The organism is Pseudomonas sp. Hz4, assembly GCF_054898165.1.
The window spans coordinates 1,667,831-1,679,714 of the sequence record NZ_CM142719.1; the positions used below are offsets into that span (position 1 = coordinate 1,667,831).

Annotated in this window: 10 protein-coding genes; 9 read left to right on the forward strand and 1 reads right to left on the reverse strand. The window is 59.4% G+C overall.

Features of this window, described 5'->3' with window-relative positions; all coding sequences use genetic code 11:
* Nucleotides 1-44: 44 nt before the first annotated feature.
* The 9 genes from ACYZTR_RS07385 (at nucleotide 45) to ACYZTR_RS07425 (ending at nucleotide 10,736) form a co-directional block, all read left to right on the forward strand.
* Nucleotides 45-776 (forward strand): response regulator, encoded by a 732-nt coding sequence (locus ACYZTR_RS07385; RefSeq protein ID WP_461977663.1) that lies wholly within the window; start codon nucleotides 45-47, stop codon nucleotides 774-776.
* On the forward strand, nucleotides 766-2,235 hold the full coding sequence (locus ACYZTR_RS07390; protein ID WP_461977665.1) for an ATP-binding protein: 1,470 nt from the start codon (nucleotides 766-768) through the stop codon (nucleotides 2,233-2,235). Before ACYZTR_RS07385 ends, ACYZTR_RS07390 begins: the two co-directional genes overlap by 11 nt.
* Nucleotides 2,236-2,446: 211 nt before the next feature.
* The gene (locus tag ACYZTR_RS07395) at nucleotides 2,447-3,706 is read left to right on the forward strand and encodes a D-mannose isomerase (RefSeq protein WP_461977667.1); all 1,260 of its coding nucleotides are present in this window, start codon (nucleotides 2,447-2,449) and stop codon (nucleotides 3,704-3,706) included.
* 117 nt (nucleotides 3,707-3,823) lie between these two features.
* Nucleotides 3,824-5,131 (forward strand): ABC transporter substrate-binding protein, encoded by a 1,308-nt coding sequence (locus ACYZTR_RS07400; protein ID WP_461977669.1) that lies wholly within the window; start codon nucleotides 3,824-3,826, stop codon nucleotides 5,129-5,131.
* 158 nt (nucleotides 5,132-5,289) lie between these two features.
* The gene (locus ACYZTR_RS07405; RefSeq protein WP_461977671.1) at nucleotides 5,290-6,198 is read left to right on the forward strand and encodes a carbohydrate ABC transporter permease; all 909 of its coding nucleotides are present in this window, start codon (nucleotides 5,290-5,292) and stop codon (nucleotides 6,196-6,198) included.
* Complete coding sequence (locus ACYZTR_RS07410) at nucleotides 6,191-7,036, forward strand: carbohydrate ABC transporter permease (protein ID WP_461977673.1); 846 nt, start codon at nucleotides 6,191-6,193, stop codon at nucleotides 7,034-7,036. The genes ACYZTR_RS07405 and ACYZTR_RS07410 overlap by 8 nt, the downstream gene beginning before the upstream one ends.
* 3 nt (nucleotides 7,037-7,039) lie before the next feature.
* Nucleotides 7,040-8,200 (forward strand): ABC transporter ATP-binding protein, encoded by a 1,161-nt coding sequence (locus ACYZTR_RS07415; protein ID WP_461977675.1) that lies wholly within the window; start codon nucleotides 7,040-7,042, stop codon nucleotides 8,198-8,200.
* A 226-nt stretch (nucleotides 8,201-8,426) separates the two neighbouring features.
* Nucleotides 8,427-9,773, forward strand: a complete 1,347-nt coding sequence (locus tag ACYZTR_RS07420) for a carbohydrate porin (RefSeq protein ID WP_461977677.1) — start codon at nucleotides 8,427-8,429, stop codon at nucleotides 9,771-9,773.
* A gap of 108 nt (nucleotides 9,774-9,881) precedes the next feature.
* Nucleotides 9,882-10,736, forward strand: coding sequence for a D-hexose-6-phosphate mutarotase (locus ACYZTR_RS07425; RefSeq protein ID WP_461977679.1), 855 nt, complete (start codon nucleotides 9,882-9,884; stop codon nucleotides 10,734-10,736).
* A gap of 112 nt (nucleotides 10,737-10,848) precedes the next feature.
* Here ACYZTR_RS07425 and ACYZTR_RS07430 read toward each other — a convergent pair whose 3' ends face one another.
* On the reverse strand, nucleotides 10,849-11,709 hold the full coding sequence (locus tag ACYZTR_RS07430; protein ID WP_177318169.1) for a MurR/RpiR family transcriptional regulator: 861 nt from the start codon (nucleotides 11,707-11,709) through the stop codon (nucleotides 10,849-10,851).
* Between the last annotated feature and the right edge of the window lie 175 nt (nucleotides 11,710-11,884).

Below are 11,884 nucleotides of genomic sequence, written 5' to 3' on the forward strand. Positions count from 1 at the left end.
ATCAGGCATAATCCGCCCAATTCAAACAACAAGGACGCCTTCCTGTGAGCTCAGTCAACAAGTCGATTTTGTTGGTCGATGACGATCAAGAGATACGCGAGTTGCTGGACACCTACCTGACCCGCGCCGGTTTCCAGGTTCGCACCACGCCCGACGGTGCAGGCTTTCGTCAGGCGATGAACGAGGCACCGAGCGATCTGGTGATTCTCGATGTGATGCTCCCGGATGAAGACGGCTTCAGCCTCTGCCGCTGGATTCGCCAGCACCCGCGTCAGGCGCAGGTACCGATCATCATGCTCACGGCCAGTTCCGACGAGGCCGACCGCGTCATCGGTCTGGAATTGGGGGCGGACGACTACCTCGGCAAACCGTTTAGCCCGCGCGAATTGCAGGCGCGCATCAAAGCCTTGTTGCGCCGCGCACAGTTCGGTCAGGAGCGTTCAGGCGGTGAAGTATTGGCCTTCGATGACTGGCGCCTGGACATGGTCAGTCATCGACTGTTCCACATCGACGGCGAAGAAGTGATTCTCTCCGGCGCCGATTTCGCGCTGCTGAAACTGTTTCTTGATCACCCCCAGGAAATTCTCGACCGCGACACCATCGGCAACGCCACCCGTGGCCGCGATTTGATGCCGCTGGATCGCATCGTCGACATGGCGGTCAGCCGTCTGCGCCAGCGCCTGCGCGACACCGAAAAACCGCCGCGACTGATCCGTACCGTGCGCGGCAGCGGCTACCAACTGGCCGCCAATGTGGTTGCCAGCGATGGCCACTGAGTTTTTCCGCAAAATCGCCGCACGAATTCCCATGCCGCGCTCGCTGCTTGGGCGGATGCTGTTGCTGACGCTGTTGGCGGTGTTGTTCGCCCAGACGTTGTCGAGCGTGATCTGGGTTTCGCAACTGCGCGCCACCCAGCTTGAAGGCCTGGTCACCAGCGCCCGTAGCCTCGCTCATTCGATGACGGCCAGCGTCAGTTACTTCCGTTCTTTGCCGGTAGCGTTTCGGCCATTGGTGCTCGACCAGTTGCGCAGCATGGGCGGCACCCGTTTCGTGGTGACGCTCAACGACAAACCCTTGGGCATGGAAGTGCTGCCGATCACCCCGCGCAAGGAAGCGGTGCTCAAAGCGGTGGACGAAGTGCTGCGTCAGTCACTGGGCCATGACACGGATATCTCGGTGACGTTCGTCAGCCCCGATGACCTGCGGATCTTCAACGGCGGCCTGAAACTCGATGAATTGCCGCGCTCCTGGGCGCATTACGCGCTGACCCTGGAACCGGTGAACCCACCGGTATTGGTCACGCAAATCCAGATGGCACCGGGCGAGTGGCTGTACATCGCCTCGCTGTTGCCCGAGCCCTACACCAGTCTTGAAGAACAAGGCCTGCCGGCGCAGCAAGTCTGGTTCATCGTGCTCACCAGCGGCTTCTTGCTGTTGTTCATCGGTCTGCTGGTGCACTGGCAGAGCCGGCCGCTCAAGCGTTTGGCGCGGGCGGCACGGGACATGTCCCTCGGCGCGGAAGTCGAGCCAGTGGCCGAGGGAGGCGGCAGTGAAGTGGTCGAGGTTGGCCGCGCCTTCAACGCCATGCGCGAACGCATCAGCCGCTACCTGACCGAGCGCAGCCAGTTGTTCAGTGCGATTTCCCATGACTTGCGCACGCCGATTACCCGGTTGCGGCTGCGGGTTGAATTGCTCGAAGACGAAAAACTGCAAGCCAAGTTCGGTCGCGATCTGGATGAGCTGGAGCTGCTGGTCAAAGGCGCGCTGCAATGCGTGAAAGACACTGACATCCACGAAAACATTGAGCCGGTGGACCTCAACCATGTGCTCGACTGTCTGGTTGAGCCGTACCTGGCGCCCAACGGCAATGGTCGCGTCACTCAGCAGGGGCGTGCGCTGGCGGCGTATCCCGGTAAGCCTTTGGCGCTCAAACGTTGCATCGGCAACCTGATCGACAATGCCTTGAAGTATGGGCAGAAAGCGCATTTGCACATTGATGACGACCAGAGTGCGTTCATCCTGCATGTGGACGATGAGGGGCCAGGCGTGCCGGAACAGCGGATGGAACAGGTGTTCGAACCGCACTTTCGCCTGGCCGGGCAGCAGCAGGGTTATGGGTTGGGGTTGGGGATTGCGCGAAATATTGCGCATAGCCATGGGGGTGAGGTCAGCCTGCAGAATTTGCGTGAGGGCGGGTTGCGGGTGACGTTGCAGTTGCCTCGGTCGGTGGATTGACACCGACCCTGTGGCGAGGGAGCTTGCTCCCGATGGGGCGCGAAGCGGCCCCAAAAGAAGGACCGCTGCGCAGTCCAGCGGGAGCAAGCTCCTCGCCACAGAATCTGGGCAAATGTCACAACCCGGTGACATAACTCGCCCCCTTCGTTACAAGCCCGCCTCCCCCCGTTGTTTAGACTGCCTACAGTCATAACAACAAAAAAGGTACCCCATGGACACCTTCCAACCTGCTTTCAGCAGTTGGCTGAACGCACCTGCCCATCAACAATGGCTCGCCGCTGAAGGCCTGCGCCTGCTGGCGTTTGCCAAGGCTTCAATGCTTCCCGAAGGCTTCGGCAATCTCGATGAAAAGGGCCACCTCCCGGACAACGCTCAAGCCGAAACCATGAACACTGCGCGCATGACCCACAGCTTTGCCATGGCCCAAATACAGGGCTTGCCGGGTTTTGCCGAGTGGGTGGATCACGGTGTCAAAGCCCTTAGCGGCCCGTTGCGCGATGCCGATCACGGGGGCTGGTTCGCCGCCGCGCATCATCGCGACGGCGACACCGGCAAAGCTGCTTACCTGCATGCCTTCGTAGCCTTGGCCGCCAGTTCCGCTGTGGTCGCCCGGCGTCCCGGCGCACAAGCTTTGCTCGATGACGCGATCAACGTCATCGACACGCATTTCTGGAGCGAGGAGGAAGGCGCGATGCGCGAATCCTTCAACCGCGATTTCAGCTGCGAGGAGGCCTATCGCGGCGCCAACAGCAACATGCACGCCACCGAAGCCTTCCTTGCGCTGGCGGATGTTACCGACGACAACCGCTGGCTGGCTCGCGCCCAGCGCATCGTTGAGCGGGTGATCCACGGCCACGCCGCCGCCAACGACTACTTGGTGGTCGAGCATTTCGACCGCGACTGGCAGCCGCTTCGCGACTACAACCACGACAACCCGGCCGACGGTTTTCGCCCTTACGGCACCACGCCGGGTCACGGTTTCGAATGGGCGCGGCTGTTGCTGCACCTCGAAGCGGCGCGGGTTAAGGCCGGGATGCTCACGCCGGGCTGGCTGGCCACTGACGCGCAAAAACTCTTCGATCACAACTGCCGTCACGGCTGGGATGTCGACGGGGCGCCTGGGATTGTCTACACCCTCGACTGGGACAATCGCGCCGTGGTCCGCCATCGTTTGCACTGGACTCATTGCGAAGCCAGTGCCGCCGCCAGCGCTCTGCTAAAACGCACTGGCGACGAACAGTACGAACACTGGTACCGACTGTTCTGGGAATTTTGTGACAGTCATTTCATCGACCGATGTGATGGCAGCTGGCACCACGAACTCGATCCGCAGAATCGCCCGAGCGCCGATATCTGGGCCGGTAAGCCTGATCTCTATCACGCCTGGCAAGCCGTATTGATCCCGCGACTGCCTCTGGCACCCAGTATGGCGACTGCCCTGGCACAGTTATCCCAGAGCGCTCCTGTGTAACCATGCGGTGACATTCGAACGTCCCTTCGTTACCTGCGAAGGGACAACTCCTGTTTAAAATCCTATGTAGCGCAAGCACCAGACTTGCATGCATAACAACAAGAAAGGTACTACTAGATGAACGCGATTTCTCGCCTCGCTACTGTCATTTCTCTCGCCTCACTGCTTCCCCTGTCTGCATTCCCGCTGAGTGCGCTTGCCGCCGATTCCAAAGGTTCGGTGGAAGTCGTTCACTGGTGGACCTCTGGTGGTGAAAAAGCAGCAGTCGATGTGCTCAAGGCTCAAGTCGAAAAAGACGGCTTCACCTGGAAGGACGGCGCAGTCGCCGGCGGTGGCGGTTCCACGGCCATGACCGTACTCAAAAGCCGCGCCGTCGCCGGTAACCCGCCGGGCGTTGCACAGATCAAAGGTCCAGACATCCAGGAGTGGGGCAGCACTGGTCTGCTCAGCACCGATACCCTGAAAGATGTTGCCAAGTCCGAAGGCTGGGATGGCCTGCTGTCGAAGAAAGTCTCCGACACCGTCAAGTACGAAGGTGACTATGTCGCCGTGCCGGTGAACATTCACCGCGTCAACTGGCTGTGGATCAACCCGGAAGTCTTCAAGAAAGCCGGGATCGAAAAAGCCCCTACCACCCTCGAAGAATTCTATGCCGCCGGCGACAAGCTCAAGGCCGCCGGCTTCATCGCGCTCGCCCACGGTGGCCAGCCGTGGCAGGACAGCACCGTGTTTGAAGACGTGGTGCTCTCGGTCATGGGCGCCGACGGTTACAAAAAAGCTCTGGTAGACCTGGATCAGAAAACCCTCTCGGGCCCTGAGATGACCAAGTCGTTCACCGAGCTGAAAAAAATCACTGGCTACATGGACCCGAACCGCGCCGGTCGTGACTGGAACATCGCGGCCGCCGACGTCATCAACGGCAAGGCCGGTATGCAGATGATGGGCGACTGGGCGAAAAGTGAATGGACCGCGGCCAAGAAGGTAGCGGGCCAGGACTACCAATGCGTGCCGTTCCCGGGCACCGAAAAGGCCTTCACCTACAACATCGATTCGCTGGCCGTGTTTAAGCTCAAGGCTGATCGAAAGGGTGACATCGCCGCTCAGCAAGACCTGGCCAAGGTCGCCCTGGGTAAAGACTTCCAGAAAGTCTTCAGCATCAACAAAGGCTCGATTCCGGTGCGTACCGACATGCTTAGCGACATGAGCGGTCTGGGCTTCGATTCTTGCGCTCAAACGGCGGCCAAGGACTTCCTGGCTGATGAGAAGACGGGCGGCCTGCAACCGAGCATGGCGCACAACATGGCCACTTCCCTGGCCGTGCAGGGCGCGATCTTCGACGTGGTCACCAACTTCATGAACGACAAGGATGCTGACCCGGCCAAGGCCAGCGCCCAACTGGCATCGGCCGTCAAAGCCGCCCAGTAATCCCTGACACTGTGTGACCCCATGTGGGCGCGAGCCTGCTCGCGAAGGCGGTCTGACATTCAACAAAGATGTCGACTGATACATCGCCTTCACGAGCAGGCTCGCTCCCACAAGGGATCAGCGTGCGGATTTTATTTCTCTTCACCTGGATTATCCCGATGAGCTCTGTGGCGGTTTTCAGCAAAGCCTCACCGTTCGATGCGCTGCAACGCTGGTTACCCAAGTTGGTACTCGCGCCGAGCATGCTGATCGTGTTGGTTGGTTTCTACGGTTACATCCTCTGGACATTCGTACTGTCCTTCACCAATTCCAGCTTCATGCCGAGCTACAAATGGGTCGGCCTGCAGCAATACATCCGCCTGATGGACAACGACCGCTGGTGGGTCGCGAGCAAAAACCTCGCGGTCTTTGGCGGCATGTTCATCGGCATCAGCCTTGTATTAGGTGTGTTCCTCGCGGTACTGCTGGACCAGCGCATTCGCAAGGAAGGCTTCATCCGCACCGTTTACCTGTACCCGATGGCGCTGTCGATGATCGTCACCGGTACCGCGTGGAAATGGCTGCTCAACCCGGGCCTGGGCCTGGACAAAATGCTGCGTGACTGGGGTTGGGAAGGCTTCCGCCTCGACTGGCTGGTGGATCAGGATCGCGTGGTGTATTGCCTGGTGATCGCCGCTGTGTGGCAAGCCTCCGGGTTTGTGATGGCGATGTTCCTGGCGGGCCTGCGTGGTGTCGATCAATCGATCATCCGTGCCGCGCAAGTCGACGGCGCGAGCCTGCCGACCATCTATATGAAGATCGTTCTGCCGAGCTTGCGCCCGGTGTTTTTCAGCGCCTTTATGATCCTTGCGCACATCGCGATCAAGAGCTTCGACCTGGTGGCGGCGATGACGGCGGGCGGTCCCGGTTATTCGTCCGACCTGCCGGCGATGTTCATGTACTCCTTCACTTTCAGCCGTGGCCAGATGGGCATTGGTTCGGCCAGCGCCATGATGATGCTCGGCGCGATCCTGGCGATTCTGGTGCCGTACCTGTACTCCGAATTGCGAGGCAAGCGCCATGAGTAATCAACGTGGCAAACCGGCCTTGAGCTTCAGCCGCATCGCCATCTACGCCACCTTGCTGCTGGCCGCCGCGATCTACCTGATCCCGTTGGTGGTGATGCTGCTGACCAGCTTCAAATCACCGGAAGACATCCGCACCGGCAACCTGCTGAGCTGGCCGCAAGTGATTGACGGCATCGGCTGGATCAAGGCCTGGGACAGCGTGGGCAGCTACTTCTGGAACTCGGTGAAAATCACCGTGCCGGCGGTTTTGATCTCCACCTTCATCGGTGCAATGAATGGCTACGTGCTGTCGATGTGGCGTTTCCGCGGTTCGCAACTGTTCTTCGGCCTGCTGCTGTTCGGCTGCTTCCTGCCGTTCCAGACCGTGCTGCTGCCAGCCTCGTTTACCCTCGGCAAGATCGGCCTGGCGAACACCACCACGGGCCTGGTGCTGGTGCACGTGGTCTACGGCCTGGCGTTCACCACGCTGTTCTTCCGCAACTACTACGTGAGCATTCCGGATGCGCTGGTCAAGGCTGCACGCCTTGATGGCGCAGGCTTCTTCACGATTTTCTGGAAGATCCTGCTACCGATGTCGATCCCGATCGTGATGGTCTGCCTGATCTGGCAGTTCACCCAAATCTGGAATGACTTCCTGTTCGGCGTGGTCTTCGCCAGTGGCGATGCCCAGCCGATTACCGTGGCCCTGAACAACCTGGTCAACACCAGCACCGGGGCCAAGGAATACAACGTAGATATGGCCGCCGCGATGATCGCCGGGCTGCCGACACTGCTGGTCTACATATTCGCTGGCAAGTATTTCCTGCGTGGGCTGACGTCCGGCGCGGTCAAGGGGTAGAACATGGCAACTCTCGAATTACGCAACGTCAACAAGACCTACGGCGCCGGTTTGCCGGACACCCTGAAAAACATCGAACTGAAGATCAATGATGGTGAGTTCCTGATCCTCGTCGGCCCGTCGGGCTGCGGCAAATCCACGTTGATGAACTGCATCGCCGGTCTGGAAAACATCAGCGGCGGCGCAATCCTGGTGGACGACGCTGACATCAGCGGCATGAGTCCGAAAGATCGCGACATTGCCATGGTGTTCCAGTCCTATGCGCTGTACCCGACCATGAGCGTGCGGGACAACATCGCGTTCGGCCTGAAGATTCGCAAAATGCCGGCCGCCGAAATCGACGAAGAAGTCGCTCGCGTGGCCAAGCTGTTGCAGATCGAACATCTGCTCAGCCGCAAACCCGGCCAGCTCTCCGGTGGTCAGCAACAGCGCGTGGCCATGGGGCGTGCCCTGGCGCGGCGGCCGAAGATTTACCTGTTCGACGAACCGCTGTCCAACCTCGACGCCAAGCTGCGCGTCGAGATGCGCACCGAAATGAAACTGATGCACCAGCGCCTGAAAACCACCACGGTTTACGTGACCCACGACCAGATCGAAGCCATGACCCTGGGCGACAAGGTTGCGGTGATGAAGGACGGGATCATTCAGCAGTTCGGTACGCCAAAAGACATCTACAACAACCCGGCCAACCTGTTCGTGGCGAGTTTCATCGGTTCGCCGCCGATGAACTTCATCCCGCTGCGTTTGCAGCGCAAGGACGGTCGTCTGGTGGCGCTGCTCGACAGCGGACAGGCGCGATGCGAATTGCCTTTGGGCATGCAAGACGCCGGTCTTGAAGACCGCGAAGTGATCCTCGGCATGCGCCCGGAGCAGATCGTGCTGGCGGGCAACGAGCAGAACGGTTTGCCGACCATTCGCGCCGAAGTCCAGGTCACCGAACCGACCGGTCCCGACACCCTGGTGTTCGTCAATATCAACGACACGAAAGTCTGCTGCCGTCTGGCGCCGGACGTCGCGCCGGGTGTGGGCGAGACCCTGACCCTGCAATTTGACCCATCGAAAGTGCTGCTGTTCGATGCCAAGACCGGTGAACGCCTGGGGGTGGCCGGTCAGTCTGAAACCAAGGCCCACAGTGCCAATGTCGCCCAATTCAAAGGCCGCTGAAGATCAAATGTGGAAGCGAGCTTTGTGGCGAGGGGATTTATCCCCGTTGGACTGCGCAGCGGTCCCATTTTTTTAGGGCCGCTTCGCAGTCCAACGGGGATAAATCCCCTCGCCACAAAGCTCGCTCCCACTGGGGGAATCCGTGATGCGCGGCCTGTCGTGCGTCGCAATCGATGTAACCGCGTTAGATAAAAACAATTAATAACAATAAAACGAGGATGTAGGGATGAAGAAGAAGAACAACGCTCAGCTTATCTGCCAGTTGTCAGCCATTGCGGCAATGATGCTGGCCGGTAGTGTGCACGCGGCTGACGCGTTCAGCGCCGATTCGGAATGGATGACCGGTGATTGGGGTGGCGAGCGGACCCAGCTGATCGAGCAGGGTATCGACATCAAGATGGACTATGTCGGTGAAGTGGGCGGCAACCTCCACGGCGGCTACAACAACGACAAGACGGCGCGTTACGCCGACCAGTTTGGTCTGGGCGTGGCGCTGGACCTGCAAAAGCTGTGGGGCTGGGATAACACCCAGGCCAAGATCCAGCTCACCAACCGTAACGGTGAAAACATCTCCAATGACCGTGTCGGCGATCCGCGTGCCGGCACCTTGAGTTCCTCCCAGGAAGTCTACGGCCGTGGCCATATGGTCCGTCTGACGCAACTGTGGGTCAAACACCAGTTCCTCGACGGCAAACTGGACGTCAAAGCCGGTTACTTCGGCGAAGGCGAAGACTTCAACACCTTCCCTTGCGAGTTCCAGAACCTGGCATTCTGCGGTTCCCAAGTGGGTAACTGGGCGACCAATATCTGGTACAACTGGCCGGTCAGCCAGGCCGCGATCCGCGTGAAGTACAACATCTCGCCTGAGTTCTATGCGCAGATCGGCGCGTACAATCAGAACCCGTCGCAACTGGAGCACGGTAACGGCTTCAAACTCAGCGGCAGTGGTACCAAAGGCACCGTTTTGCCGGTCGAACTGGTCTGGTTGCCTAACCCTAACAACCTGCCGGGTGAATACCGTGTCGGTTACTACAAAAGCACGGCCAATGCTGATGACGTCCGTAAGGATGCCGACGGCAATGATGCAGCAACCAGCGGTAACGCCTATCGCAGCCACGATAGCAAGCACGGTTACTGGTTCGTGGCGCAGCAACAACTCACCAGCCATAACGGTGACGCGTCCCGCGGTCTGAACATTGCCGCCAACGCGACTTTCCACGACAAGGACACCAACTTCGTCGACAACTACCAGTCGCTGATGTTTGTGTACAAGGGCCCGTTCGATGCACGTCCAAAAGATGACGTCGGTATTGGTTTTGCCCGTATTCATGTCAACGATGACGTGAAGAAAAACGCCGAGCTGGTTAACGCCTCCAATGGTGTCACCGAATACGAGGACCCACTGTTCTCGCCGCTGCGTACCACCGAGTACAACTACGAGATCAACTACGGCTTCCACGTTACCAACTGGCTAACCGTGCGTCCCAACCTGCAATACATTACTCATCCAGGCGGTGTTGATGAAGTCGACGACGCGCTGGTCGCCGGCCTGAAAATTCAGTCGGTGTTCTAACGCTGTTGCGATAAGCTCCTCTCTATGTGCGCATTTTTGCGGACAGCCCAGGCTGTCCGCTTTTTTTTTGGGGCTGCGCCCCCCGAGTGAATTTCAGGACCGTGGCACATGCATGAGCATCCGCTACAACGCTTCTTCAAATCCTTGCGCGAACGTCCGGTGTTTGCGTGGGAGCGCTATCAGAAGCGCGACGTGCTGGTGATCGACCATCCGCTGTGTCAGGCGGTGTTCAGTCGGCAAGGTGCGCAGTTGCTGCACTTTCAGCCCACGGGGCAGAAGCCCTGGTTGTGGTGCGCGGCGAAGTGGCCGCAAGTCGGTGCGATTCGTGGCGGCGTGCCGGTGTGCTGGCCGTGGTATGGCCGTCATCCAAGCGAAAACGCTTGGCCTTCTCATGGTTGGGCACGGCTGATCGACTGGAAGCTTCTGGACAGCAGCACGGATGACGATGGCGTTCGCCTGCACTGGCAACTTCAGTTGTGCGACTGGCAAGTGGACCTGCACGCGCACTTGGGTGAGCGCATGGATTTACGCCTGAGTACCGAGCATCAGGACAGCCTGCCGTGCCAATTAAGTCAGGCGTTGCACGCCTATTGGCGTATTGGCGACGTCGGCGAGGTAGCGCTGTCTGGACTCGATGGAGCGCAGGGTTACGACCAGTTGAACCGTCAGGTTTGCCAGCAGGAAGGTGAGTTGCGACTAGAGGGGGGCTGTCAGCGCGTGTTTCAGCATGACGGCGAATTGCAGCTCAAGGACCATGCCTGGCAGCGAGAATTGTGCATCGATACCGGTGATGATGCGGACACGGTGGTCTGGCATCCGGGCTCGCGGCCGTTGCTGGGGGTGAGCTGGAATGAGATGTCGGAGTTTGTGTGTGTGGAGGCGGCGAGCGGTGGGACGGACAGCCTGAGTTTGGCACCGGGGGAGAGGGCGCATTTGAGTTTGCAGGCGCGAGTGGGTACCTAGTGATCGTTCCCACGCTCCGCGTGGGAATGCAGCCCGTGACGCTCCGCGTCACTGGACGCGGAGCGTCCCTAGAGGCATTCCCACGCGGAGCGTGGGAACGATCGGCGTGGGGTCAGTTGAACTCATCCCCAATCGGATACCGACTGGCATTCAAGCTTTCCTTGATCTTGCGCAAATGCGGCTGGAAATCCACGCCCCGACGCAAGGTCATGCCGGTCGCCAGCACATCTAGCACGGTCAGCTGAATGATCCGCGACGTCATCGGCATATAGATGTCGGTGTCTTCCGGCAGTGGAATGTTCAGGCTCAACGTACTGGCCTTGGCCAGTGGCGACCCCTCGGCCGTCAGACCCAGCACCGAAGCACCGTTCTCCCGGGCAATACGCGCCACTTCCACCAGTTCGCGGGTGCGGCCGGTGTAGGAAATGATCACGAATAACTCGCCGGTATGCGCCACCGACGCAATCATGCGCTGCATCAGCACGTCGGCATGGGCGGTGACGGCCAAATTGAAGCGGAAGAACTTGTGCTGCGCATCCAGCGCCACTGGGGCCGAGGCGCCGAGGCCGAAGAAGTGGATCTGTCGGGCCTGGATCAACAAGTCGACGGCGCGGCTGATCAGGTTCGGGTCAAGCGCCTGCAACGCACTGTCCAACGAGGCGATGGCGCTGCCGAAAATCTTCTTGGTATACGCTTCCGGATTGTCGTCGGCCTCAACCGCCCGGCTGACATACGCCGCGCCGCTGGCCAGGCTCTGGGCCAACTGAAGCTTGAGTTCCGGGTAGCCGCTGACACCGAACGAACGGCAGAATCGGTTGACCGTCGGCTCGCTGACCTTTGAGGCCTGGGCGAGGGCGGCGATGCTGAATCGGGTGGCCTGCTGTGGGTTGAGCAGGATCACCTCGGCGACTTTGCGTTCTGCCTTGTTCAGGTCTTCAAGGCGATTCTGGATCTGTTCCAGTAAATTTCGCACGCGGTCCATATGGGGTTCCTTGGTTCACCTACGAAAAGGAGCTTTGCTATGCAAATAAGCGTTCGGCTATGCAAATTGGGACTTTGATCGGGCCCCAAACGGTGGCCTATCCTACTGATGGCTCCGACCGACCACCACTCGGAATCAGTATTTTGCGAAAATGTTGTGGTTATTA